The 22,926-nt window shown below is 70.6% G+C and carries 25 protein-coding genes; 15 read left to right on the forward strand and 10 right to left on the reverse strand.

Translation table 11 applies throughout. The features are described 5' to 3' along the window. Nucleotide 1: 1 nt before the first annotated feature. Both rimI and tsaD read left to right on the forward strand, forming a co-directional pair. Nucleotides 2–463 (forward strand): ribosomal protein S18-alanine N-acetyltransferase, encoded by a 462-nt coding sequence (rimI, locus tag H613_RS0106295; RefSeq protein WP_026923145.1) that lies wholly within the window; start codon nucleotides 2–4, stop codon nucleotides 461–463. Then, complete coding sequence (gene tsaD, locus H613_RS0106300; RefSeq protein ID WP_026923146.1) at nucleotides 464–1,522, forward strand: tRNA (adenosine(37)-N6)-threonylcarbamoyltransferase complex transferase subunit TsaD; 1,059 nt, start codon at nucleotides 464–466, stop codon at nucleotides 1,520–1,522. A gap of 75 nt (nucleotides 1,523–1,597) precedes the next feature. Here the strand turns inward: tsaD and H613_RS0106305 are convergent, their stop codons facing one another. Together H613_RS0106305 and H613_RS0106310 are read right to left on the reverse strand one after the other, a co-directional pair. Continuing rightward, nucleotides 1,598–2,302, reverse strand: coding sequence for a haloacid dehalogenase type II (locus tag H613_RS0106305; protein WP_026923147.1), 705 nt, complete (start codon nucleotides 2,300–2,302; stop codon nucleotides 1,598–1,600). A gap of 235 nt (nucleotides 2,303–2,537) precedes the next feature. After that, the gene (locus H613_RS0106310; protein WP_026923148.1) at nucleotides 2,538–2,897 is read right to left on the reverse strand and encodes a YybH family protein; all 360 of its coding nucleotides are present in this window, start codon (nucleotides 2,895–2,897) and stop codon (nucleotides 2,538–2,540) included. Nucleotides 2,898–3,030: 133 nt separating this feature from the next. Between H613_RS0106310 and H613_RS0106315 the strand changes: the two genes are divergently transcribed. The 4 genes from H613_RS0106315 to H613_RS24780 are packed head-to-tail and all read left to right on the forward strand — an operon-like array spanning nucleotide 3,031 to nucleotide 5,199. Next, complete coding sequence (locus H613_RS0106315; RefSeq protein WP_035736661.1) at nucleotides 3,031–3,552, forward strand: NUDIX domain-containing protein; 522 nt, start codon at nucleotides 3,031–3,033, stop codon at nucleotides 3,550–3,552. A gap of 32 nt (nucleotides 3,553–3,584) precedes the next feature. Continuing rightward, nucleotides 3,585–4,157: an NUDIX hydrolase gene (locus tag H613_RS28950; protein WP_169731961.1), complete on the forward strand. Its 573-nt coding sequence runs from the start codon at nucleotides 3,585–3,587 to the stop codon at nucleotides 4,155–4,157. After that, the gene (locus tag H613_RS24775; protein ID WP_051393022.1) at nucleotides 4,154–4,684 is read left to right on the forward strand and encodes an NUDIX domain-containing protein; all 531 of its coding nucleotides are present in this window, start codon (nucleotides 4,154–4,156) and stop codon (nucleotides 4,682–4,684) included. The genes H613_RS28950 and H613_RS24775 overlap by 4 nt, the downstream gene beginning before the upstream one ends. After that, complete coding sequence (locus H613_RS24780; RefSeq protein WP_035736663.1) at nucleotides 4,681–5,199, forward strand: NUDIX hydrolase; 519 nt, start codon at nucleotides 4,681–4,683, stop codon at nucleotides 5,197–5,199. Before H613_RS24775 ends, H613_RS24780 begins: the two co-directional genes overlap by 4 nt. A 23-nt stretch (nucleotides 5,200–5,222) precedes the next feature. On the opposite strand, the gene H613_RS0106335 is transcribed toward H613_RS24780, so the two are convergent. Then, nucleotides 5,223–5,657, reverse strand: coding sequence for a GNAT family N-acetyltransferase (locus tag H613_RS0106335; RefSeq protein ID WP_026923150.1), 435 nt, complete (start codon nucleotides 5,655–5,657; stop codon nucleotides 5,223–5,225). After that, nucleotides 5,644–8,232, reverse strand: a complete 2,589-nt coding sequence (locus H613_RS0106340; RefSeq protein ID WP_026923151.1) for a tetratricopeptide repeat protein — start codon at nucleotides 8,230–8,232, stop codon at nucleotides 5,644–5,646. Before H613_RS0106340 ends, H613_RS0106335 begins: the two co-directional genes overlap by 14 nt. 370 nt (nucleotides 8,233–8,602) lie before the next feature. On the opposite strand from H613_RS0106340, the gene H613_RS0106345 reads away from it, so the two are divergent. Beyond that, nucleotides 8,603–9,460: a serine hydrolase gene (locus H613_RS0106345; RefSeq protein ID WP_051393023.1), complete on the forward strand. Its 858-nt coding sequence runs from the start codon at nucleotides 8,603–8,605 to the stop codon at nucleotides 9,458–9,460. 15 nt (nucleotides 9,461–9,475) lie between these two features. On the opposite strand, the gene H613_RS32335 is transcribed toward H613_RS0106345, so the two are convergent. Beyond that, nucleotides 9,476–9,784, reverse strand: a complete 309-nt coding sequence (locus tag H613_RS32335; protein WP_026923153.1) for a LysR family transcriptional regulator — start codon at nucleotides 9,782–9,784, stop codon at nucleotides 9,476–9,478. An 83-nt stretch (nucleotides 9,785–9,867) separates the two neighbouring features. Between H613_RS32335 and H613_RS0106355 the strand changes: the two genes are divergently transcribed. Further along, complete coding sequence (locus H613_RS0106355; RefSeq protein WP_026923154.1) at nucleotides 9,868–10,830, forward strand: MBL fold metallo-hydrolase; 963 nt, start codon at nucleotides 9,868–9,870, stop codon at nucleotides 10,828–10,830. Next, complete coding sequence (locus H613_RS24785) at nucleotides 10,817–11,659, forward strand: MBL fold metallo-hydrolase (protein ID WP_051393024.1); 843 nt, start codon at nucleotides 10,817–10,819, stop codon at nucleotides 11,657–11,659. The genes H613_RS0106355 and H613_RS24785 overlap by 14 nt, the downstream gene beginning before the upstream one ends. Nucleotides 11,660–11,810: 151 nt before the next feature. Here the strand turns inward: H613_RS24785 and gnd are convergent, their stop codons facing one another. Further along, nucleotides 11,811–13,241 (reverse strand): NADP-dependent phosphogluconate dehydrogenase, encoded by a 1,431-nt coding sequence (gene gnd, locus H613_RS0106365; RefSeq protein ID WP_026923155.1) that lies wholly within the window; start codon nucleotides 13,239–13,241, stop codon nucleotides 11,811–11,813. Nucleotides 13,242–13,436: 195 nt separating this feature from the next. On the opposite strand from gnd, the gene H613_RS0106370 reads away from it, so the two are divergent. Both H613_RS0106370 and H613_RS0106375 read left to right on the forward strand, forming a co-directional pair. Beyond that, on the forward strand, nucleotides 13,437–14,801 hold the full coding sequence (locus H613_RS0106370; protein ID WP_026923156.1) for a cystathionine beta-synthase: 1,365 nt from the start codon (nucleotides 13,437–13,439) through the stop codon (nucleotides 14,799–14,801). A gap of 180 nt (nucleotides 14,802–14,981) precedes the next feature. Continuing rightward, nucleotides 14,982–16,196, forward strand: coding sequence for a glycosyl hydrolase family 18 protein (locus tag H613_RS0106375; RefSeq protein ID WP_026923157.1), 1,215 nt, complete (start codon nucleotides 14,982–14,984; stop codon nucleotides 16,194–16,196). Between the two features lie 77 nt (nucleotides 16,197–16,273). Here H613_RS0106375 and H613_RS24790 read toward each other — a convergent pair whose 3' ends face one another. The 3 genes from H613_RS24790 to H613_RS0106390 all read right to left on the reverse strand — a co-directional run bounded on the left by H613_RS24790 (nucleotide 16,274) and on the right by H613_RS0106390 (nucleotide 18,259). Continuing rightward, on the reverse strand, nucleotides 16,274–17,053 hold the full coding sequence (locus tag H613_RS24790) for an MHYT domain-containing protein (protein WP_051393025.1): 780 nt from the start codon (nucleotides 17,051–17,053) through the stop codon (nucleotides 16,274–16,276). A 345-nt stretch (nucleotides 17,054–17,398) separates the two neighbouring features. Next, entirely contained in the window at nucleotides 17,399–17,647 is a 249-nt protein-coding gene (locus H613_RS0106385) for a hypothetical protein (RefSeq protein WP_026923158.1), read from the reverse strand. Between the two features lie 57 nt (nucleotides 17,648–17,704). Continuing rightward, nucleotides 17,705–18,259 (reverse strand): TetR/AcrR family transcriptional regulator, encoded by a 555-nt coding sequence (locus H613_RS0106390; protein ID WP_026923159.1) that lies wholly within the window; start codon nucleotides 18,257–18,259, stop codon nucleotides 17,705–17,707. 61 nt (nucleotides 18,260–18,320) lie between these two features. On the opposite strand from H613_RS0106390, the gene H613_RS0106395 reads away from it, so the two are divergent. Together H613_RS0106395 and H613_RS0106400 are read left to right on the forward strand one after the other, a co-directional pair. Beyond that, entirely contained in the window at nucleotides 18,321–19,286 is a 966-nt protein-coding gene (locus H613_RS0106395; protein ID WP_026923160.1) for an alpha/beta hydrolase, read from the forward strand. Between the two features lie 383 nt (nucleotides 19,287–19,669). Next, nucleotides 19,670–20,086, forward strand: a complete 417-nt coding sequence (locus H613_RS0106400) for a hypothetical protein (protein ID WP_156925858.1) — start codon at nucleotides 19,670–19,672, stop codon at nucleotides 20,084–20,086. A gap of 78 nt (nucleotides 20,087–20,164) precedes the next feature. On the opposite strand, the gene H613_RS0106405 is transcribed toward H613_RS0106400, so the two are convergent. Further along, nucleotides 20,165–21,826, reverse strand: a complete 1,662-nt coding sequence (locus tag H613_RS0106405) for a fumarate hydratase (protein ID WP_026923162.1) — start codon at nucleotides 21,824–21,826, stop codon at nucleotides 20,165–20,167. Nucleotides 21,827–22,089: 263 nt separating this feature from the next. On the opposite strand from H613_RS0106405, the gene rpsF reads away from it, so the two are divergent. Further along, nucleotides 22,090–22,380 (forward strand): 30S ribosomal protein S6, encoded by a 291-nt coding sequence (gene rpsF, locus H613_RS0106410; RefSeq protein WP_026923163.1) that lies wholly within the window; start codon nucleotides 22,090–22,092, stop codon nucleotides 22,378–22,380. 39 nt (nucleotides 22,381–22,419) lie between these two features. Continuing rightward, nucleotides 22,420–22,923, forward strand: a complete 504-nt coding sequence (locus tag H613_RS0106415) for a single-stranded DNA-binding protein (protein WP_026923164.1) — start codon at nucleotides 22,420–22,422, stop codon at nucleotides 22,921–22,923. Nucleotides 22,924–22,926 lie beyond the last annotated feature (3 nt).

The following is a 22,926-nucleotide window of genomic DNA, read 5'->3' on the forward strand; positions in this document are numbered from 1 at the left end:
GATGGACGGCGACTTGCACATGGGTCGGCTGCGCTGGTGGCACCTGCCGGTCGTGGCCAGGCTGGAACGGGTGGTCTTCGGGCCCGAGGCGTGGAGCGAGGGCCTGCTGTGGACCGAGCTGGCCGCCGGGCACGACTACCGGGCGGTCTTCGAACAGGACCGCCTCGGCACTGACCGCGTCGTCGGCTACGCCGGGGTGGCCCTGGCCGGGAACGAGGCCTGGATCAACAACATCGCCGTCGACCCCGAGCGGCGGCGGCAGGGCATCGCGACGATGCTCATGGACGACGTCGTCGCCCGCGCCCGCGCGGCCGGCGCGAAGGCGGTGTTCCTGGAGGTCGCCGTCGACAACGAGCCGGCCCAGCGGCTGTACGACCGGTACGGTTTCTACGGCATCGGCGTGCGCAAGAACTACTACCAGTTCACCGGCACCGACGCCGCGGTGATGAGGATGGATCTTTAGATGAGCGAACCACTGGTGATGGGCATCGAGACCTCGTGCGACGAGACGGGGGTGGGCATCGTGCGCGGCACCGAGCTGCTGGCCGACGCCATAGCCTCATCGGTCGAGGAGCAGGCCAGATTCGGCGGCGTCGTCCCCGAGGTGGCCTCCCGCGCGCACCTGGAGGCCATGGTCCCCACCGTGCGGCGCGCGCTCGACGAGGCGGGCGTGGCCCTGGCCGACCTCGACGGGATCGCCGTCACCGCCGGGCCGGGCCTGGCCGGGGCGCTCATGGTCGGCGTCGGCGCGGCGAAGGCGTACTCCCTCGCGACGGGCGTGCCGCTCTACGGCGTCAACCACTTGAGCGCCCACATCGCCGTCGACACGCTCGAGAACGGGCCGATCCCCGAGCCCGCGATCGGCCTCCTGGTCTCGGGCGGCCACTCGACGATCATGATGGTCGAGGACCTGGCCGGGAAGGTCACCCAGCTCGGCGCGAGCATCGACGACGCCGCCGGTGAGGCGTTCGACAAGGTCGCGCGCCTGCTCGGCCTGCCGTTCCCCGGCGGGCCCTACATCGACAGGGCGGCCCGCGAGGGCGACAGCGCCTATGTCGAGTTCCCGCGCGGCCTGAGCGCCGCGAAGGACATGGAGCGGCACCGCTACGACTTCTCCTTCTCCGGCCTCAAGACCGCCGTCGCCCGCTGGATCGAGGCGCAGCAGGCCGAGGGCCGCACCGTTCCGGTGAACGACGTGGCCGCGGCGTTCCAGGAGGCGGTGTGCGACGTGCTGACCCGCAAGGCGATCCTCGCGGCCAAGGAACACGGCGTCGACACGATGCTGCTGGGCGGCGGGGTCGCGGCGAACTCGCGCCTGCGCTCGCTCGCCACCGAGCGCGCCGAGCAGGCCGGGATCAACCTGCGCTACCCGAAGCCGAAGCTGTGCACCGACAACGGCGCGATGGTCGCCGCCCTCGGTTCGCACCTCGTCTCGTCCCAGGTGGCGCCGTCGCAGCTGGAGTTCCCGGCGAACTCCTCGATGGACGTGACGATCGTCAGCCTCGCGAACGACCTGGCCTGAGCGCCGCGGCCGCAGTGCGAAGGTCGCGAACGCCGCTCATGAAGCTGCGGTGAGGACTTCGAGACGCCTGCGCCGCTAGGCGCTGTCGGCCGAATCGAGCAGCTTCGTGTGCAGCTCTTCGAGGTTCTCGGCGTGGAGGTCGAACGAGTCGCCGGGGCCGGGCGGATCGCCGTCGGGGCGCGGCACGTACGCCGTGCGCATCCCGGCGGCCGCGGCCGCGCGCAGGTCCCAGGCGTGGGCGGCGGCCATGAACGGCGGTGCGCCACCGGCGGGCGCGCTGGCCACGGCCAGCTCATAGAGCGCAGGGTCGGGCTTGTAGGTGCCCGCGTCCTCGGCGGAGAGCACCTGGTGCCACCGCATTCCAGAGGCGCCGCTGAGGCCGGTGAGGACGCGACGGCTGGCATTGGAGAGGCCGAGCACGGTGACGTCGGCGGCGAGGAGGTCGAGACCGGCGACGGTGTCCGGCCAGGGCTGAAGCCGCAGCGAGGCGTCGGCGAGCTCGCCGACGCGGTCGCGGGGCAGCAGTCCTTCGTCGGCCAGCCGGTGCAGCGCTTCGCGATCCAGCTCATGGCTCGGCGCGAACGCGCGGCGGCGCTCGACGATCGCGTGCTCCTGTTCGGCGACGTGGCCGAGCCAGTCGCGCACCACCGCCGCGGCCGTCTCGCCGTCGACTCCGATCGCGTCAGTGACCTGCCGCTCAAGGCTCCCGCCCTGATCCACCAAGGTGCCGAGCACGTCGAACACCACGACCGGCCGGGACACCGCTTTTTCTTCTGCCACGTGCACAACACTAACGGCTGCGGCAAGTGTGTCCGAGATCGCGAGGCGGACCGCTCACACGCCACTGCGGAGGTTATAGGCTATATGGGTCATATAGCCTATAACCTCCGCAGTGTGAGGATCGCGATTCCGGCTCACCTTCGGACCAGAGCGAGTGGCCGCCGGTTCGGGGCGCGACCGGTGCCGAAGGGCCGACGGGAGTCGCTCGCTCGGGTGACTCCCGGCGGACCGGCGGCTACTTCGTCTCGGGGCGGTCGATGATGCGCTTCCACGTGCCGTCGGGCTGCCGCCGCAGCACCTGGACGCGGGTGCCCTTGCCGTCGGCCGAGACCGTCGAGGCCAGCGCCAGGTCCTCGAAGTAGACCGTCGGCAGCTGGTGCTCGTCCGTGCCGAACTGGACGTTCTGGTCGGCCATCGCCTGGTAGATCGCCTTGATCGCCTCGACGCCGGTGGTCGGGTTGTCCGGCGGGTAGGCCAGGACGGCGTCGGGTTCGTACAGCTCGGCGATCCCTTCGACATCGCCCGCGTTCAAACGCTCGGCGACCAGCCGCGTCACCTGTTCGGCCTCGGTCGCCCGCTTGCCGTCTGCTGCCATCGGAGACTCCTTCATCGCATGCGGATCGGTACGCCTCCCAGCGTCGCACCGATCGGCGACAAAACAGCCGCATTGCCGGAAACGGGGCCGCGTTCGAGTTGGGCCCCTTCAACCTCCGGATAGGCTTGCGTCTATGAATCCCACCCCTGACGGCCTCATACACCGCCGCGCGGCGCGGATCCTCATCGTCGACCGGGACGACCGCGCCCTCCTGTTCTTCGGTCCCGGGCTCGCCCGCCAGGACAAGGACTACTACTTCACCGTCGGCGGCAGGGTCGAGGACGGCGAGTCCCTCGCCGAGGCCGCCGCCCGCGAGGCGTTGGAGGAGACGGGCCTGCGCGTCACGCCCGAGGCACTCGGGCCGGTGGTGGCCCACACCGAAGGCGCCCGCGTCACCCACGACGGGATCCGCTTCTACTCCGACGACAGCTTCTTCTTCCTGCGCACCGACCACTTCGAGGCCAGCCTCGACGGCATGGAAGAGGAGGAGAGCAAGGAGATCAGCCGCTGCGAATGGCTCGGCCTGGACGACCTGCTCGCCACCGACGCGTACGTCTTCCCGATCGGCCTGGCCGGCGTCCTCAAGCGGCTCATGGGCGGCGAGGTCTTCACCGAGCCGATCGAACTGCCCTGGCTCGACCTCGGCCCGCAATAGCCGATTCGCCGCCGCGTGCGGATACTCGAACGGTGAGTGCCGCACCGGAACTTCCCACCACCAGGCGCCGCTGCGCGCGAGTGCTGCTCGTCGACGAGGACGACCGGCTCCTGCTGTTCTACAGCAACGGCTTCGTGGCGCCGGGCGTCGAGTACTACGTCACCGTCGGCGGCGGCGCCGAGGACGGCGAGTCCCTCGCCGAGGCCGCCGTGCGCGAGGTGCTGGAGGAGACCGGGCTGGTCCTCGACCCGGCCGATCTCGGCCCGGTCGTCGCGCGCACCGCGGGCGTCTGGTCGGACACGCCGGACTCGCTCGCGTACAACGACGAGTCGTACTTCCACTGCCGCGTCCCGCACTTCGCTCCCGTGCGCGACGGGCTCGAGGAGGTCGAGCGGCAGGAGTTCAACGAGGCCCGCTGGCTCACCGCCGAGCAGCTCGCGGCCGCCGACGGGATCGTCTTCCCCGCTCCGGTCGCCGGTCTCCTCAAAGCACTCAACGCCGGTTCGGTACCCGTTGCGCCCGTTGTACTCCCATGGGGCGCTTGGTGCTGGGACGCGAATAGAGGGTGGACGGCGATCGAGCGCCCCGGGATACTCGAGCGATGAGCGCGATCGAAGCGACGCCGCGAATCGACCGGCGCGGCGCCAGGGGCATCGTGGCCGACGAGCACGGCCACGTCCTGTTCATAGGCGGTTTCGCGAGGGCCGATCGACCGGCCAAGTGGCTGCTCCCCGGCGGCGGCGTCGACCCGGGCGAGACGCTGGCCGAGGCCGCGAGCCGCGAGCTGGGCGAGGAGACCGGCCTGCGCGTCGCCCCCGAGGACCTCGTCGGCCCGGTCGCCCGCCAGCTCTACCTGGGCGTGCGCGAGGACCGCCCGTGGGTGCAGGAGAACCACTTCTTCTTCACCCGCGCCGAGCGGTTCGAGCCGCGCATCTGCGGCGGCGACGCCTACGAGCGGGACTTCGAATTCCAGTGGATCGCCGTCGACGACTTCACCGCGACCGAGGGCCTCCATCGCATCGACTCGCTCACCGTCCTGGTCAAACGGCTCCTGGGCGGCGACATCCCGACAGCGCCGGTCGAGCTGGAGCACAGCGGCCCCCGGGCCGCATCGGAGGAGACCGCCGCATGAGCATCGAGTCCGAGACCGGGGCGGCCTTCCGTCCCGCCGCCCGCGTCATCCTCCTCGACGAGCACGACACCGTGCTCCACATGGGAGGCGACGAGTGCCTCGACGGCGTCACCCGCTGGTTCGTCCCCGGCGGCGGCGTCGAGGAGGACGAGGACCTGGCCACCGCCGCCGTCCGCGAGGTCGCCGAGGAGACCGGCCTGGCGATCGACCCCGAGGCGCTCATCGGCCCGGTCGGCTACGGCGTCCTCACCGCGTTCCCGCACGGGCGCCTGCTGGTCCAGAAGAACTGGTTCTTCTTCCACCGCGTCCGCCGCTTCGAGCCGCGCGTCGACAGCGACGTCGCCTATGAGCAGGACCTCGGCTTCGCGTGGTTCCCGATCGACCGGTGCGGCAGCACCGACGGCACCATCGCCCCCGAGCGCCTGGTCGCGCTCGTCAAACGCCTCCGCGACGGCGACGTCCCCGCCGAACCGGTCGAGCTCGGCGGCACCTACTGCCCCCGCTTCGGCGACTGAACGGCGGCGAACGCCGGTCGCGGTCACACGTGGTCCGGCCAGTGCCGGTGCAGCCAGACCGTCTCCTCGCGGTCGAGATCGGTGAACCCGAATTTCCGGTACAGCCCGTCCGCGTCGTCGGTGGACAGGATGATCCGGCGCACCTTCATCGCCTCGACGTCCGCCATGATCCGCTCGACCAGGAACTTGGACAGTCCGCGTCCGCGCATCGACCGGTCGATGTAGACGTCCCCGAGCCAGGCGAACACGGTCCGGTCGGTCACCAGTCGGGCGAAGCCGACCTGGCGGCCGTCGGGGTGGTAGAGCCCGTAGCAGATGGAGTGCTCCAGGGCGCTGGCGACGCGCTCGCGGGGCCGTCCCGGCGCCCAGTACGTGTCGGTGGACAGGCACCGATGGATCCAATCGAGGTCGAGCCGTTCGGGATCGGTGGAGATGGCGAAGTCCTCAGCCTCGTGCATGGGTGTCCTTCCGCTTGAACCGGCGCCACCTGCCGTCGGTCGCTTCGGACCCGGCCAAGCCGTGATCGCGCAGGAGGCGCCGAATCCGATCGGCGTGGCTGTTCCCGATCCCACTGTACAACTCCTCGGCCGATCCGAGCGCTGCCGCGGCCTCCTCCGATCGACCCAGCCTGAGCAGGGTCTCCCCTTTGCCCGCAAGGGCGTCGGCGGTGCCGACGTGGTCCAGAATGCGCCGGTAGAGCTCGACGGCGGCCTCGAAGTGCTCCAGGGCCTCGGCGTCGTCGCCCTCGGCCGCCGCGAGGTCCCCCAGGCCGCGCCGCGTGTCGGCCTCCACGAGCTGGTCGTGGCTCGCGCGGGCGAGGTCGAGCGCCGCGTCGTAGAGCCGCACGGCCGTCTCCAGCTCGCCGCGCAGGCGCGCCACCTCGGCGCGGCCCCAGCAGGACTCGGCGACGCCGCGCATGTCGTGGTGGTCCTGGAAGAGCCGCCCGGCCTGGCGGTAGAGCTCGAAGGACTCCTCGAACGCCGGAGCGTCGCGGACCATCGCGATCTCCGCCAGCCCCAGCAGGCATTCGGCTTCGCCGCGATCGAGTCCGAGCGCCGAGTAGCCCTCCCGCGCCTCCTCCAAGTGCCGCGTCGCGGCGTCCCAGTCCTCGCGCAGCCGGGCGATGTGCCCGAGCCCGCCGCGGGCGGCGGCCTCGCCCTCGCCGTCGCCGAGGGCGGCGTACAACTCGACGGCCTTCGCGAGCTCCGTCTCGGCCTCGGCGTATTGGTCGGACATGCGCAGGACCCGCCCGCCGAGCGCCCGCCTGGCCTCGGCCTCGTGCAGCCGGTCGTCGAGCTCAACCGCCAGCGCCACCGCGGCCCGCAGGAACAGCTCCGCGTCGCGCGTGTAGCCGATCCGCAGCAGTGACGGACCGATCAGCAGGCACAGGTCGGCCAGGACGGTCGGCGTGTCCGGCTCGGCGTGCTCGCGGTGGTAGTTCAGGGCGTCGATCAGGTTGCGCCGCTCCATGGTGAGCCAATGGCGCGCCTCGTCGGCATTGAGCCGCAGGTCGCTCGAGGGCAGGCGGGACCGGCGGCCCTGGGCGTCGTCGAAGCAGGCGTGGACGGCGAGGGCGTAGTCGCATTGGCGACGCAGCAGCCGCAGCCGAGCGGTCCGGCGCTGGGACGCGGAGGCGTAGCGGTCGAGCTCGGCTTCGATGTGCAGGTAGGTGCGGTCGTGGAAGCCGTAGGCGCCATCGGAGCCGGTCTTGAGCAGCCCGAGCTCGGTGAGGGTCTCGAGGCGGGCCGCGGCCGTGTCGACGTCGGTGCGGTCGAGCGCGGCCAGGACCTCGGCGGTGAGGCGGAATCCCGGTTGCCCCGCGAGCAGCCCGAGGGAGCGGCGCGCGTCGGCGTCGAGCCGTTCGACGGCGAAGCGGTGGGCGGCGGCCTCGAAGTCGCCGGCGCCCGCGACTTCGAGCAGGTTGCCGAACTCGGGCTCGGGCCTGCCGTCGAGGAAGCGGATCAGGGGGATCGCCAGCGGCGTGGCGGCGATGCCGCGGATGAGGCCGTCGATCCGGTCGGCGTCGCCGTCGCCGAGCCCGGCGAGGTGGCGCAGGACCGTCTCGATGGGCAGCGCGGGGATGGCCACGCGGTGGGCGAGCAGGCCGGGCGGGGCCACGCGGCTGGAGACGATGACGACGCAGCGGCCGTCGCCGGGCAGGAACGGTTCGACCTGGCCGATGTCGAGGGCGTCGTCGAGGACGATCGCCTGGACGTCGCGTCTGCGCACCACGGTCTTCCACTGGGCGCGCAGTTCGGCCTCGGGGAGGCGGTCGGCGCCGACGACGTCGTAGCGGCGCAGCAGGTCGGCGAGGGGCCGGTGCGCGTCGGTGTCGCGGAAGGCGCCGCCGCCCAGTTCGCGGGAGGAGGCGCGCAGGCGGACGAAGGGGACGGCCAGGCCGTCGCGCTCGTCGAGGCGGCGGGCGAGTTCGACGGCCAGCGTGGTCTTGCCCGAGCCCGCTTCGCCGTGGATCCAGATGACGGTGGCTCCGGCGGCGGTGCGGCAGTGGTCGAGCAGGTCGGCGATCGCCTCCTCGCGGCCCAGGACGGCGTCGTCGGACACGGGCAGGGCGAATCCGCTGCCGGTGAAGTCGATGTCCCCGGAGTCGCCGGGGCCGAGGTAGGACTTGCGGGCGTCCTGGATGCGGTCGTGGAGGTGCTGGAGGGCGCCGCCGGTGCCGCCTTGGAGGCCGACTTCGTCCAGGAGCGCCTCCCGGAGCGCCCGGACGAACCGGGCCGGGTCGGCGCCCGCGAAGGACTCGGGGGCGGTGTCGCCGAGGCGGCGGGCGAGGCTGTCGCGCAGGATGAGGTTGCCGTAGTCGTCGATGAACTCGTCCTCGCGGAGGCCGGCGAGGAGGCTCCGCAGCGCGGGGACCGCGCCGGGTCCGCCGCCGGAGGTATTCAGGGCCTTGGCGATCGAGCGGTTCACGGCGCGTTGGAGGGCCCGGCGCACGCGCAGCCGGGGGAGCCGCTCGCGGAAGGACAGCCCGAGGAGGTCTGAGATGAGGCCGACGATCTCGAAGACGAATCCCATGGGTTTGGGCTCCAGACGGGGCAGGGGGCGGAGGCGGGACCGCTTTCCAATGTACCGCGACCGATCAAGCCCCCCAGGGCATTCGAGCCGCTGACGACGGGAGGGGCGGGCCGGAGCCCGCCTCTCCCGCTCGGTTCGTTCGGGTCGAGATGGCCGACCGCCGATGGTCGTGGGACGGGGCGGCCGGTGCGGCGGTCGTTCCCCATCGCCGCGGTCGACGCGAGGACGCGCGCGGCGACGCGGGAGCACACTCCTCTGGCGCCCTGATCGAGTCGGCGACCGACCCTCTGGACGGGTAGGTTGTTCCCGTCCCCGGCGGCGCACACCGACGGCGCCGCGGGGCACGGGACGCGGAAGGGGGGCACCGGCCTTGATCGACTCGTTCTTCGAGCCGCTCGGCGCCGTCGCGCACGCGCACATCAGGGACCTGGACGACGGCCGCTGCCTCGGCGTGCGGGAGACCGAGCCGGTCATCCTCGTCTCCGTGGTCAAGGTCTTCATCGCCTGGGAGTTCCGGCGCCAGGTGGAGGAGGGCCTGATCGACCCCGGCGCGCCGGTGCGGGTCACGGCCGCCGACCGGCTCGGCGGGACCGGCACCGCCGGTTTCCGGCACGACGCCACCCTCAGCGTCGAGGACCTGGCCGCACTCATGATGGAGGTCTCGGACAGCACCGCCGCCGACCTGGTGACCAAGCACATCGGCGCGAAGGCGCTGCGGAGCCTGCCCGCCCGGCTGGGGCTGGAGGGCACGCGGCTCATCGGCAGCCCCCGCGCGATCCTCGAGCACGTGGCCGACGACCTCGGCCTCTCGGACCTGGAGGCACTGGCCCACGTGCTCGCGAACGGGGCGGTCACGACCGAGGAGCTGCGCGGCACGAGCGCGTGGGACCCGCTGCGCACCAACGTTTCGACGGCCGCCGACATGACGGCCTTCCTGGATCACGTGTGGGCCGGGCCCGAGCCGGTCCGGCGCGACGTCCGCACCTGGATGGGGCGCCAGCTCACCGGCGGGCGGCTCACCCGCCTGGCACCCAGCGAGGTGCGCTCGTTCGGGCGCTCCGGCTCGCTCCCCGGCTGGCTCAACGAGGTGGCGGTCTGGGAATGGCCCGACGGCCGCCGCCACGCCATCGCGGTCTTCGTCCGGATCGGCCGCGGGAACTTCCGCGAGGTCGAACTGGCCATGAGCCGCGCCGCCCTGCACCTCACCGAGCAACTCGGCAGTCGGTAGATCTCCGATCGGCGGTCAGTAGATCTCCGACCACGGGCGCGGCGGCTCCGCCCGCTCCTCGGCCGCCGCCCGCCCGACGAGCGTCCGCATCCGGCGGTACCGGCTCAGCAGCTCGGGCGCCTCGCGCATGAGCGTGTGACCCGCCGAGGTCAGGGACACCTGCTTCCCGCTCCGGTCGAACAGCTCGGCGCCGAGCTCCTTCTCCAGGCGCCGGATGCGCTGGCTCAACGGCGGCTGCTCCATGCCGAGACGCTCCGCCGCCCTGCCGAAGTGGCGTTCCTCACCCACCGCCAGGAAGCACTCCAGGTGTCGCATGATGTCCATGCGGCGACGATATCAATCTTCGTATCGGTCCATATCACCGTTGATATTGGACAGAACCGGGCGAGGTCGGCTTGACTGCCGCCATGGAACGACAACGCACCCGAGTGACCAGGCGCCGCCTGTGGATCACCGCAGGAACCGGCGTCGCCCTCGTCGCCGGCTCGAAGCTGGTCGGGGACACCGTCCTCACCGCGTCGGCCGACGAGGCCGAGCCGGGGGACCGACCGCCGGTCGAGGCCCGGTGGCTCGGCACCAACGCCTGGGAGCTCAAGAGCGAGCACGCCACCGTGCTCATCGACCCGTGGGTGAGCCGCTTCCCGACCGGCGCCTACAAGGACGGGGCCGACCCGGAGACCCGCATCGAGGTCTACCCGGCGGTGATCGACGAGCACATCGGCGGCGCCGACTGCGTGCTCGTGACGCACGGGCACTGGGACCACATCGCGGACGTCCCGTACATCGCTACCGAGACCGGCGCGACCGTGCTGGGCACCGAGACGCACCTCAATCTGCTGCGGGCCCTGGACGCCCCCGAGGAGCAGCTCGGACAGGTCTCGGGCGGCGAGCGGTACGGGTTCGACGGCTTCACCGTCGAGGTGTTCCGGTCCTCGCACGCGCCGAGCGGCGAGCACAAGCAGATCCTGTTCTCCGGCAGCCGCCTCGGCGGGGTGCCGGATCGCCCCAAGCGGATCGGGGACCTCGTCGAAGGCGGCAGCCTGACCTACCTGGTGGACTTCGGCGGTGTCTCCTTCTTCAACGCGGGCTCGGCGAACGTCCTGGAACGCGAGATCGAGGGCATCCGCCCGACGGTGCTGTTCCTCCAGCCCGGCGGCGGCCACACGCCCGACTACGTCGAGCGCCTGCTCGAGGCCACCGGCTACCCGCCGTACGTCGTCCCGACGCACTGGGACGACTTCGACGAGCCCCTGACCGAGCCCGCCGTGCCGGGCAAGGACTGGAAGACGGTGCGCGACCGCGTCGCCGCCGCCAGCCCCGATTCCGAATTCGTCCTCATCGACCACCTGGAGCGCCATGTCTTCAACTGAGATCACCGTCCGCTGGCTGGGCACGAACGCCTGGGAGATCACCGGGAACGGCGCGACCGTCCTCGTCGACCCGTGGGTGACGCGCTTTCGCACCGGCGCGCCGAAAGGCGAGGAGTGGGACATGGACACGCCCTTGGAGATCGACGAGGCGGCCGTGGACGAGCACATCGGCGGCGCCGACTGCGTGCTCGTCACGCACGGGCACTGGGACCACATCACCGACGTCCCGTACGTGGCCGCCAAGACCGGCGCGACCGTGCTGGGCACCGAGACGCACCTGAACCTCCTGCGGGCCCTGGACGCCCCCGAAGCACAGCTCGGGCAGGTCTCGGGCGGCGAGCGGTACCGGTTCGACGGCTTCACCGTCGAGGTCTTCGGCGCCCACCACAACCCCGGAGGCAGGCACAAGCGGCTGCTGTTCGCGGGCAGCCGCGTCGGCGGGGTGCCGAAGCGTCCCAAGACCGTCAGGGACCTGGTGGAGGGCGGCAGCCTGGCCTACCAGGTGACGATGGGGGAGGCGACGCTCTTCATCGGCTGCACGGCGAACTTCCAGGAACGCGAGCTCGAGGGGATCCGCCCCACGGTGCTGTTCATGCAGTCCGGCGGCGCTGGCGAGCGCGGCGCGCGGTACGCCGAGCGCCTGCTGAACGCCGCGGGGCATCCGCCGTACGTCGTGCCGACGCACTGGGACGACTACGAGGAGCCTCTGACCGAGCCGGCGGTCGACTGGCTGGGGGCGCACGCCTTGGGGGAGCAGGTGGCCGAGTTCAGCCCCGAATCGGAGTACGTCCTCCTGGACCACCTGGAGTCCTTCACGTTCGAGGGCTGAGGCGCCGCGGTCGGGCCTGCCGTGCTTCCCCGCACGGGGATGACGTGATCGTCGACGACTGCGCACCGTACGGCGAAGAGGGTCTCGATGCCCTGACGCTCATGCACGCTTCAGGCAACGAGACCCTCTTCTTCACGCCCCGATCGACCGTCTACACCGTCTCTTCGGTGCGGTCGCCGGACCAGTCGGTGTGGAAGACGCCCTCGCGGTCGACGCGCTTGTAGGTGTGCGCGCCGAAGAAGTCCCGCTGGCCCTGGATCAGAGCCGCCGGGAGGCGCTTGGAGCGCAGGCCGTCGTAGTAGGCCAGCGCCGACGAGAAGCCCGGCGTCGGGATCCCGGCCCGCACCGCGGCGGCGACGACGCGGCGCCACGCGTCCTGCGCGTCGGTGACGATCCGCGTGAACTCGGGGGCGGCCAGCAGCGTCGGCAGCTCCGGGTTCTCGCGCCACGCGGCGGTGATCTTGTCGAGGAACCGCGCCCGGATGATGCACCCGGCCCGCCACAGCGCCGCGCACGAGCCGAGCTCGATGTCCCAGCCGTACTCGTCGCTGGCCGCGGCGATCTGGTCGAAGCCCTGGGCGTAGGCGACGATCTTCGAGGCGTACAGCGCCTGCCGGACGTCGTCGACGAAGCTCTCGGGCAGGTCGATCTTCCCGTCGGGGCCGGTCAGGACGCCCACGGCGCCCTCGCGCTGCTTGACGCCGCTGGACAGCGCCCGCGCGAACGTGGCCTCGGCGATGCCGGTGACCGGGACGCCGAGGTCGAGGGCGTTCTGGACGGTCCAGCGCCCGGTGCCCTTCTGCCCGGCCTGGTCGAGGATGACGTCCACGAGCGGCTTGCCGGTGGCGGCGTCGGTGTGGCCGAGGACCTCGGCGGTCACCTCGATGAGGTAGGAGTCGAGGTCGCCGGAGTTCCACTCGGCGAAGATCTTCGCCAGCTCCGACGGCTCGATGCCGAGCCCGCGCCGCATGAGGTCGTAGGCCTCGCCGATGAGCTGCATGTCGGAGTACTCGATGCCGTTGTGCACCATCTTGACGAAGTGCCCGGCGCCGTCGGGGCCGAGCCGCGTGCAGCACGGCGTGCCGTCGGGGGCCTTGGCGGCGATGGCCTCCAGGATCGGGCCGAGGCTCTCGTAGGACTCCGCCGAGCCGCCGGGCATGATCGCCGGGCCGAGCAGCGCGCCCTCCTCGCCGCCGGAGACGCCGGTGCCGACGAAGTGGATGCCCTTGTCGCGCAGGGCGGCCTCGCGGCGCCGCGTGTTCTCGAAGTGCGCGTTCCCGCCGTCGATGATCATGTCGCCGGGCTCCATGAGCTCGGCGAGCGAGTCGATGACCGCGTCGGTGGCGTTCCCGGCCTTCACCATGATCATGGCCTTGCGGGGCCGCTTCAGCGAGGCCACGAAGTCGGCGAGCTCCTCGGAGGGCACGAAGTCGCCCTCGCCGCCGTGCTCGTCGATGAGCTCGGTGGTCTTGGCGTAGGTGCGGTTGTAGACCGCGACGGTGAAGCCGTGGCGGGCGAAGTTGCGGGCGAGGTTGGATCCCATGACGGCCAGCCCGACCACGCCGATGTCGGCGGTTCCCATGTTGTCTCCCTACTGGTTCGAGCGACTCCCTGGAGCCGTGTTGCCATTGCGTGTGTGCTTCGTGATTCTCGCGGAACCGCCTCGCGGTGGAGCCGCCACGGCACATCGTATCCACGCTGCGGGATCGGGGCGGACCCGACGATGACACGGCCCCGACTGCGGACGGGGCGCCCGGCAGGGGCCTAGGCTGGGGGCGTGCAGTATTACGACTCGGTGCTCGACCTCATCGGCGACACCCCGCTGGTGCGGCTGAACGCGGTCACCGACGGGGTGGCCGCCACGGTGCTCGCGAAGATCGAGTACCTCAACCCCGGCGGTTCGGTCAAGGACCGCATCGCCCAGCGCATGATCGACGAGGCCGAGGCCTCCGGCGCCCTGAAGGCGGGCGGGACGATCGTGGAGCCGACGAGCGGGAACACCGGCGTCGGCCTGGCGATGGTGGCCCAGCGGCGCGGCTACCGGTGCGTGTTCGTCTGCCCGGACAAGGTCTCCGAGGACAAGCGGAACGTGCTCAAGGCCTACGGCGCCGAGGTCGTGGTGTGCCCCACCGCGGTCGACCCGGAGGACCCGCGCTCCTACTACAAGGTCTCGGACCGGCTCTTGACCGAGATCGAGGGCTCGTGGAAGCCCGACCAGTACTCGAACCCGGCGAACCCGGCCTCGCACTACCACCGGACCGGGCCCGAGCTGTGGGCGCAGACCGAGGGCCGCCTGACGCACTTCGTGGCCGGGATCGGCACCGGCGGCACCATCACCGGCACCGGCAAGTACCTCAAGGAGGCCTCCGAGGGCCGGGTCAGGATCGTCGGCGCCGACCCCGAGGGATCCGTCTACTCCGGAGGGACGGGGCGCCCGTACCTGGTGGAGGGCGTCGGCGAGGACTTCTGGCCCGAGAACTACGACGCCGGGCTCCCCGACGAGATCGTGGAGGTCACCGACGCCGAGGCGTTCGAGATGACCCGCCGCCTCGCCCGCGAGGAGGGCCTCCTGGTGGGCGGCTCCTCGGGCATGGCCGTGGTGGGCGCGCTCGCGGTGGCCCGCAAGGCGGGGCCAGAGGCGGTGGTCGTGGTGCTCCTGCCCGACGGCGGCCGCGGCTACCTCTCGAAGATCTTCAACGACGAGTGGATGACCGAGTTCGGGTTCCTGGGCGCGGGCGGCGACGTCACCGTCGCCGAGGTCCTGGCCGGCAAGGGCGGCGAGATCCCCGAGCTGGTCCACGTGCACCCCAACGACACCGTGCGCGAGGCGATCGACATCATGCGCCAGTACGGGGTGAGCCAGATGCCGGTGCTCAAGGCCGAGCCGCCGGTGATGAGCGGCGAGGTGGCCGGGGCGGTGGCCGAGCGGGATCTGATGGACGCGCTGTTCAAGGGCGAGGCGACGCTGCACGACCCGATCGAGCGGCATGTCGGCAGGCCGCTGCCGACGATCGGCTCGGGCGAGCGGGTCGACCGGGCGGTGGAGGTGTTGGAGAACCACGACGCGCTCATGGTCTTCACCGAGGGCAAGCCGACCGGCGTGCTCACGAGGCAGGACCTGCTCGGCTACGTCGAGCGGTAGTCACTCCTCGCCGTGAAACGGTGAACAACCCGTACTGATGGCGGTTGCCCGGCCGTGGGAGCGGTGGGCAAATCGGGTGAGAGGGAATTTTCGGCGTCGGAGGGCTTGACATGGCATCGGCGTATGGACAACCATGATTGTAATTTCTTTAAGGAATATTTACGAATCATGGAGGGCGCCTTGAACCGCACCCGAAGAGCGGCGCTGATCGCCGCCTCCGCCCTGGTGGCCGCCACCGCCGCGGCCGTCCCGATCGCCTTCGCCACGGGCGCCTCCGCCGAGGCCGCCTGCGAAGGCGCCCCCTGGCGGGCCGACGAGATCTACGTCGGCGGCGACCTCGTCAGCCACGAGGACCAGGAGTACCGCGCCAAGTGGTGGACCACCGGCGAGGAACCCGGCACCACCGGCCAGTGGGGCGTGTGGGAGCCCCTCGGCGCCTGCGACGGCGCCGACGACCCCACCGATCCGACCGACCCGCCCACCACCGACGAGCCGACCGATCCCCCGACCGGCGACGGCGACGCCACCCTCACCGGCTACTGGCACAACTTCGACAACGGCTCGGGCACGATGCACCTCTCGGAGGTCCCCGAGGAGTACGACATCATCGCCGTGGCCTTCGCCGAGGCCGTCGCCAGCCCCACCGGCGCCGTCGACTTCGCGCTCGACCCGGTGCTGAACTACGCCGAGGCCGATTTCAAGGCCGACATCGCCGCCATCCAGGCCGAGGGCCGCAAGGTCATCATCTCCGTCGGCGGTGAGCGGGGCAACGTCATCGTCAACGACACCGCCAGCGCGAACGCCTTCGCCGACTCGATCCTGTCCCTGATGGACGAATACGGCTTCGACGGCGTCGACATCGACCTCGAGCACGGCATCAACGCCGCGGCGCTGGAGACCGCGATGCGCCGCATCCACGCCTCGGCCGGATCGAGCCTGGTCTACACGATGGCCCCGCAGACCATCGAGTTCCAGTACACCAGCGGCGGCTACCGCGACCTCGCGGTCAACACCAAGGACATCCTGACCATCGTCAACATGCAGTACTACAACTCGGGCACCATGCTCGGCTGCGACGACCAGGTCTACGGCCAGGGCGATGTCGACTTCATCACCGCCCAGGCCTGCATCCAGCTGGAGGCCGGGCTCGACCCGAGCCAGGTGGGTCTCGGCCTGCCCGCCGTCCCGAGCGCGGCGAGCAGCGGCTACGTCGACCCGTCGATGGTCAACGACGCCCTCGACTGCCTCTCCCGGCTCGTCAACTGCGGCGACTTCACGCCCGATCAGGCCTACCCGGGCATCGGCGGCGCCATGACCTGGTCGATCAACTGGGACGCCACGAGCGGCTACCACTTCGCGAACACCGTGGCCGGCCACTTCGCCACCCTCCCGTGACCCGCTGAATCCGTGTCGGCGGGCACGAGGCGGCGGGGCCGACGTCCCATGAGGACGCCGGCCCCGCCGCCTGCGGCCTACCGAAGCCCGGGCTCCATGCCCTGCTCGATGGCCGCGAGCCGCTGCTCGGTTCGCAGCTCCTCGGGGGTCGGGACGGTGACCACCGTGAAGATGAGGAACAGCAGCACGATCGCCGTCAGGGTCGCCATCGGGAAGATCATGTCGATCGAGTGGGCGCCGTGGAGCGGCTCGCTGGTGGTCCCGGTGGTGCGCACGCCCATCATGGCCGTGTAGTGCAGCAGGTTGACCGCCAAGGCCATCACCGCGGCGGCCAACCACATCGACGAGGTCCGTTCGAGCCGCCACGCCAGCCACAGCGACACGGTCGCGGCGCCGACCGCGATGGCGACGGCCGCGGCGACGAAGCCGGTCTCGTTGCGCAGCTCGACGTTGGAGTTGATGGCGGCCATGCCGGTGTAGTGCATGGCGGCGATGCCGACGCCGGTGAACAGGCCGGCCGCGAGCAGCTTCACCGTCGAGTACCGGCCCAGGCCGATGATGAGCAGGCCGCAGGCGACGACGGCGACGGCGAGGAGTGCGCTGAGCACGGTCAGGCCCGGGTCGTAGCGCAATTCGGCGTCGGTGATGGTGAAGCCGAGCATGGCCACGAAGTGCATGACCCAGATGCCGGTGCCGCCGAGGGCGAACGCGGCGAGGAAGAGCCACAGGACCCGGCGCCCGCCGGTGGCCTGGCGGCGGGCGTGCCTGGCCAGGAGCAGGCCGAGCGCGGAGCCGGTCATGGAGACCAGGAAGGCGATCGGAAGGGTGAGGTATCCATAGGAGAAGTGGTCGATCATTTCGGGCTCCGGGGAAGTAGGATCGGAACGGCTGCGGCCCGAATGCTGAGCAGTCTTCCGAAGCCTACAACCGGCAATTCGACAACGGTTTCTCCGAGTGTTCCGTTTACGGCGCCTTCTACCTCCGATTGACCGGTATAAATGTCTACCTTGGGTGTTATGCCTGGTGGAAGCGTGTCCATGGGGGCGGTAAATAGGTCTTAAACAGCATTCGCCCGACAATAGAATGTCATTCCCCCGACAAATGGCGAGCCGATTCTGTCCGTTCGAATTGAACCGGACAATTGCCTGTGATTCACTTCATCTCCCGCCATTTGCATCCATTGAGCCTTTTCAGGCAACGGGTCATGTGCGTTGAGTGAGGATGAGTCGGTTCCGCTCCCGCTGGTCCTCGCTGAGCTTGCCGTCCTTGGGGACCTTCTCGGGCACGACCACGGCCGGGAAGGCCCGGAGCTTCTCGTACCCGAGATCGGCCAGGACCAGCAGCCGTTCGGGCTCCTCGACGCCGATGTCGAGCAGGGCGATCTCGGCTTCGACACCGGTCTTGCCGGCGGTGTTGGCGTCGTGCTCGCGGACGGGCCTCGCCTCGGACACCCACGGTGGATACCCGTCTGGCGCGGGCGCGGGCGCGGAGCGGAGTGCTGCGCCCGGTCACTCGAAGAGGCTGAGCACCATGGCGATCATGGCTTCGACATCGGCGTCGGCCATCGGGCGGCCCGTCATGCCCATGCGGTGGAGGAGGGTACCCGTGATGACGTCGATGAAGAGCACGATGCGCTGCTCGGACTCGCCCAGGTAGTCCTTGAGCACGATCAGGTAGGGCTCCTGGAATCTCGTGGAGAGGAGTTCCCGGAGCGCGGCGTCGTTGACCGCGTCGCTGAAGACGCCCGCGAAGGCGGCGCCGACACCCGGTTCGCCGACCTTGGCCGCGAGCCAGCGGACCGCCTGCGCGAGGGCCGCTGGCCGGTCCTGCCCCAAGGCCGGCATCGGGCTGAAGGCGTCCAAGAGGGTGTCGATGATGAGCGCCCCCTTGGAGGGCCACCGCCGGTAGAGGGTGGTCTTCGCGGTTCCGGCCGCCGCGGCGATGCGGTCCATGGTCGCGCCCGCGTAACCGAGCTCGTCGACCATGCGAAGCGTGGCCGCGAAGACGGCCGCATTCAGGTCCGAGCGCGGCCGCCCGGCTGAGGACGAGGTGGATGCCTGCACCCGGACAGGCTATCCTGAGATTACGATACTTCTAGTAGCGTAATTGAGATCGGAGAAAGCCATGTCCGCAACACCCCACCTCGGCGTCCGAGTCCTCATGAAGGACAAGGTCGATTGGGACTCGGTCGGCGGCGACGAGGTCGTCGCGATGCGGGCGAAGACCGAGAAACTGCTGGCCTCGCCCTTGCTGCGGTTCGTCGCCGGGCGGCCCGACCGCGGTGCCTGCGTCAAAGAGCACTTCCTCGACCTGCCGGGACGGCGGCTGCGGCTGCGAGTGTTCCGCCCGGTCACGGCAGAGGGACCGCTGCCGCTGGTCCTGTCGTTCCACGGCGGCGGCTTCATCGCGGGCCTGCCCGAGCAGAACGACTGGGTGAACAGCCGCGTGTCCGCCGCACTCGGTGCGGTCGTCGTCGGAGTGGACTATCGGCTCGCCCCCGAACACCCGCTCCCCGAGCCGGTCGAGGACGGCAGTGCCGCGCTCGATGCGCTCGCGGAGGACCCGTTCGGCTGGGGCGTCGATCCCGAGAACATCGCGGTATTCGGCGAGAGCGCGGGCGGAACCATCGCGTCCTTGCTCGCGCTGCGCTCGCGCGAAGAAGGTCCGAGGGTGCGGGCCCAGGTGCTCGCCTACCCGGCCACCGACTGGTCCGAGACGCGCGCCGACTACCCCTCACTGGAGTTGAACGGCCGCAATCCCGGGCTCTCGCTCCCGAAGTGGCGCAAGTCGGCCGAGCTCGCCGTGTCTCCAGGCGACGACGGGAACGACTACTCCCCCGTCAAATTCGCGAGCCTCGCCGGTGCGCCACCCTCGCTGGTCGTGGTCGGCGCTCTCGACGCGGCGCTGGACCACGGGCGCCGGTACGTCGAGCGCTTGCAGTCCGACGGGACCGAGGCCCGGGTCCTGGTGTACCCCAGGGCGACCCACGGTTTTGTGAGCACTCCCGGGCTGGTGCCGGCCGCGCGCCCCGCCCGCGACGCGATCGTCGCGTTCCTGGCCGAGCGGCTGCGGCCGACCGTTCGCCGCTAGGGCCTGCTCTATGCGTCCCGGCGGTGTCGGGGCCGAGTCCATTCGGCCGCTCGCAATGCGAATGTACGGCTCGAAAGCGTCGCCGAATCCGCGGAAGGCCCTCCAAATACCGGTGTTGTATATGGAGGGCCGGCAACGCGGCGAGCGGGCAAATAGGCCGGGCTCGGACCGCCCGGATGCACAGGACAGGCCCACCCCTGGCGGATCGGCACCATCGCCCGCGCCCGCCTGGCCTTCCATCGAATCGAACGTCCTCGCCGACTCATCCTCGCTCAACGCACATGACACGTTGCCCGAAAAGGCTCATTGGCGGCCCGCGGTCGGGCTCGGGGGCGGCTCCCTCGACGGCGGGCGGGCGCGAGAGGTTAAAGTCCCGTATGACCATGAACGATGACGAACAGATCGTCCGCTCAGCCGTCGCCGCGCCCGCGCAGCTGCCCGAAGACGTCATGGACCGGCTCGGCGACGAGCGCGTGACCGTCCTCCTCAGTGCCGCGACGGCGGTGGCCCTCCAGCGCCGGTTCCCATCGGAGCCCAGCCGCGAGCGGGTGCTCGAATTCACCGACGCGCTCCACGCGCGCTTCCCCGCCGCCTCCCTCATCCAACCGGCCGTGGTCGAGGCCCTCGTCGGCTTCGCGTTCGGCCGCGGCCGCTCCGCCGAGGGCGTCTCGGCCGACGACCTCCGCACCGGGCTGCTCGTGCTGCCCTACGCCGTCGCCTCGGAGGAGGACCTCGAAGGCGAGGCGCTCGACGGGTTCGTCACCGAAGTGCTCCAGTCCGTCTACGCCTCTGAGGAATAGGTAGCGCGCGGACGGGGCCCGCCGCCGAGCGGCGGGCCCCGTCCGATGTCGCGTCGATCCCCTTACGACACTGTCCTCTTAAGACACTGTGATCTTCGGCTTGCGGCCCACCGTCAGCACCGGCTGCCGCGTGTCCTCGAAGAAGTCGTTGCCCTTGTCGTCCACCACGATGAACGCCGGGAAGTCCTCGACCTCGATCTTCCAGACCGCCTCCATGCCCAGCTCGGGGTACTCCAGGACCTCCATGGCCTTGATGTTGTCCTGCGCCAGCTTCGCGGCGGGGCCGCCGATCGAGCCGAGGTAGAACCCGCCGTGCTCCTTGCACGCGTCGGTCACCTGCTGCGAACGGTTTCCCTTGGCCAGCATCACCATCGAACCGCCCGCCGCCTGGAATTGCTCCACGTAGGAGTCCATGCGCCCGGCCGTGGTCGGCCCGAACGAGCCCGACGCGTAGCCCTCGGGGGTCTTCGCCGGGCCCGCGTAGTACACCGCGTGGTCCCGCAGGTAGTCCGGCATCGGCTCGCCCGCCTCCAGGCGCTCGCGGATCTTCGCGTGCGCGATGTCCCGCGCCACCACCAGCGGCCCCGTCAGCGACAGGCGCGTCTTCACCGGGTGCTTGGACAGCTCGGCGCGGATCTCGGACATCGGCCGGTTGAGGTCGATGCGGACGACGTCGCCGTCGAGCTCTTCCTCCTTGGTGTCCGGCATGTACGAGGACGGGTCGGTCTCCAACCGCTCCAGGAACACGCCCTCGGCGGTGATCTTCGCCAGCGCCTGCCGGTCGGCCGAGCACGAGACGGCCACCGCCACCGGCAGCGAAGCGCCGTGGCGCGGCAGGCGGATCACCCGCACGTCGTGGCAGAAGTACTTGCCGCCGAACTGCGCCCCGATCCCGAAGTTCCGCGTCAGCTCCAGCACCCGCTGCTCCAGCTCGACGTCGCGGAAGCCGTGCCCGGACGCCGAGCCCTCGACGGGCATCGAGTCGAGGTACTTGGTGGAGGCGTACTTCGCGGTCTTGAGCGCGAACTCGGCGCTCGTGCCGCCGATGACGACGGCCAGGTGGTACGGCGGGCACGCGGCGGTGCCGATCTGGCGCAGTTTCGCGTCCAGGAAGGCCATCATCGCGTCGGGGTTGAGGATCGCCTTGGTCTCCTGGAACAGGAACGACTTGTTCGCGCTGCCGCCGCCCTTGGCGATGAACAGCAGCTTGTAGGCGTCGTCGCCGTCGGCGTAGAGCTCGATCTGCGCGGGCAGGTTCGAGCCGGTGTTCTTCTCGTCCCACATCGACAGCGGCGCCATCTGGCTGTAGCGCAGGTTGAGGTCCCGGTAGGCCTGCCAGATGCCGCGCGAGAGGTGCTCCTCGTCATTGCCGTCGGTCAGAACGTGCCTGCCGCGCTTGCCCATGACGATGGCGGTGCCGGTGTCCTGGCACATCGGCAGGACGCCGCCGGAGGCGATGCCCGCGTTCTTGAGCAGGTCCATGGCGACGAAGCGGTCGTTGCCGCTGGCCTCGGGGTCGTCGAGGATCGAGCGCAGCTGCGCGAGGTGCGCCGGGCGCAGGTAGTGCGAGATGTCGTGGATGGCCTCGGCCGCGAGCTCGGTGAGCACCTGCGGCTCGACGGTGAGGAACCGCCGTCCGGCGGCCTCGGTCACACCGACCCCGTCCTTGGTCAGCAGCCGATACTCCGTCGTGTCGGGTCCGATGGGAAGCAGGTCAGTGTATTTGAACTCGCCAGTCACCGTTCCAACTTAGCGCGGAGGAGGCCCGCCACCGGGCAGGGTGCGCGTCGGCTCGCGCACACCGCGCGGCCCGGATTGTCGGTGGTCATCGGTATCGTCACACAGGCGCGGTCCGGACGATCCGGACGGCGTCAACGCAGGTACGATTGCCAGGTTGTCCACCAGGCCGCCTCCGGTGAGGTGTGGTCCGGTGGGCGATGAGCAAGTGACCCTCCTGCCGCGGAGAGACCGCGGCCGACGAGACCAGAGGAGGTGGAGCGATCTTGCGGCATTACGAACTCATGGTGATCTTCGACCCGAACATCGAGGAGAGCCAGGTCAGCCCGACGCTGGATAGGTTCCTGAAGGGCGTCAAGGACGCCGGAGGCTCGGTCGACAAGATCGATGTCTGGGGCCGGCGTCGTCTCGCCTACGAGATCGAGAAGAACAGCGAAGGCGTCTACGCCGTCGTCGACCTGCAGTCCGAGCCCGCTCCCGTGGCGGAGATGGACCGACAGATGCGGCTCAACGAGTCGGTGCTGCGGACCAAGGTGCTGCGGCCGGAGCTTCGGTAACCCGACCTTGCAACTGCGAGACCTTAGGGAGAAGAGGTCATGGCAGGAGAGACAGTCATCACGGTTATCGGCAACCTCGTCGACGACCCGGAACTGCGTTACACGCCGTCCGGTGCAGCCGTCGCGAAGTTCCGGATCGCCTCCACCCCGCGCACCTTCGACCGGGAGTCCGGTCAGTGGCGCGACGGTGAGGCGATGTTCCTGACCTGCAGCGTCTGGCGCCAGTACGCCGAGAACGTCGCCGAGTCCCTGTCGCGCGGCACCCGCGTGATCGTGCAGGGCAAGCTCAAGCAGCGCAGCTTCGACACCCGCGAGGGCGAGAAGCGCACGGTGTACGAGCTCGACGTCGAGGAAGTCGGCCCGGCGCTGCGATTCGCCACGGCGAAGATCAACAAGTCCGGCGGCGGAGGCGGCGGCCGCTCCCAGTTCGGGGGCGGTGGCGGCGGTGGCTCCGCTCCGGACGACCCTTGGGCCTCGGCCGCCCCTGCGGGCCAGAGCTCCGGCTCCGGCAACCAGGGCTTCGATGAGGACCCGCCGTTCTGACCG

Origin of the sequence: Glycomyces arizonensis DSM 44726 (assembly GCF_000482705.1) — a bacterium.
In the GTDB taxonomy this organism is placed as follows: domain Bacteria; phylum Actinomycetota; class Actinomycetes; order Mycobacteriales; family Micromonosporaceae; genus Glycomyces; species Glycomyces arizonensis.

What these genes read in the sequence shown, in the direction of transcription:
- H613_RS24785 (WP_051393024.1), top strand. Translation starts at nt 10,817, where the DNA reads ATGTCTTCAACTGAGATCACCGTCCGCTGGCTGGGCACGAACGCCTGG.
- H613_RS0106400 (WP_156925858.1), top strand. Translation starts at nt 19,670, where the DNA reads ATGAACGATGACGAACAGATCGTCCGCTCAGCCGTCGCCGCGCCCGCG.
- tsaD (WP_026923146.1), top strand. Translation starts at nt 464, where the DNA reads ATGAGCGAACCACTGGTGATGGGCATCGAGACCTCGTGCGACGAGACG.
- H613_RS0106415 (WP_026923164.1), top strand. Translation starts at nt 22,420, where the DNA reads ATGGCAGGAGAGACAGTCATCACGGTTATCGGCAACCTCGTCGACGAC.
- H613_RS24780 (WP_035736663.1), top strand. Translation starts at nt 4,681, where the DNA reads ATGAGCATCGAGTCCGAGACCGGGGCGGCCTTCCGTCCCGCCGCCCGC.
- H613_RS24790 (WP_051393025.1), bottom strand. Translation starts at nt 17,053, where the DNA reads ATGATCGACCACTTCTCCTATGGATACCTCACCCTTCCGATCGCCTTC.
- H613_RS0106335 (WP_026923150.1), bottom strand. Translation starts at nt 5,657, where the DNA reads ATGCACGAGGCTGAGGACTTCGCCATCTCCACCGATCCCGAACGGCTC.
- H613_RS0106315 (WP_035736661.1), top strand. Translation starts at nt 3,031, where the DNA reads ATGAATCCCACCCCTGACGGCCTCATACACCGCCGCGCGGCGCGGATC.
- rimI (WP_026923145.1), top strand. Translation starts at nt 2, where the DNA reads ATGGACGGCGACTTGCACATGGGTCGGCTGCGCTGGTGGCACCTGCCG.
- H613_RS0106395 (WP_026923160.1), top strand. Translation starts at nt 18,321, where the DNA reads ATGTCCGCAACACCCCACCTCGGCGTCCGAGTCCTCATGAAGGACAAG.
- H613_RS0106340 (WP_026923151.1), bottom strand. Translation starts at nt 8,232, where the DNA reads ATGGGATTCGTCTTCGAGATCGTCGGCCTCATCTCAGACCTCCTCGGG.
- H613_RS0106355 (WP_026923154.1), top strand. Translation starts at nt 9,868, where the DNA reads ATGGAACGACAACGCACCCGAGTGACCAGGCGCCGCCTGTGGATCACC.
- H613_RS32335 (WP_026923153.1), bottom strand. Translation starts at nt 9,784, where the DNA reads ATGGACATCATGCGACACCTGGAGTGCTTCCTGGCGGTGGGTGAGGAA.
- H613_RS0106310 (WP_026923148.1), bottom strand. Translation starts at nt 2,897, where the DNA reads ATGGCAGCAGACGGCAAGCGGGCGACCGAGGCCGAACAGGTGACGCGG.
- H613_RS24775 (WP_051393022.1), top strand. Translation starts at nt 4,154, where the DNA reads ATGAGCGCGATCGAAGCGACGCCGCGAATCGACCGGCGCGGCGCCAGG.
- gnd (WP_026923155.1), bottom strand. Translation starts at nt 13,241, where the DNA reads ATGGGAACCGCCGACATCGGCGTGGTCGGGCTGGCCGTCATGGGATCC.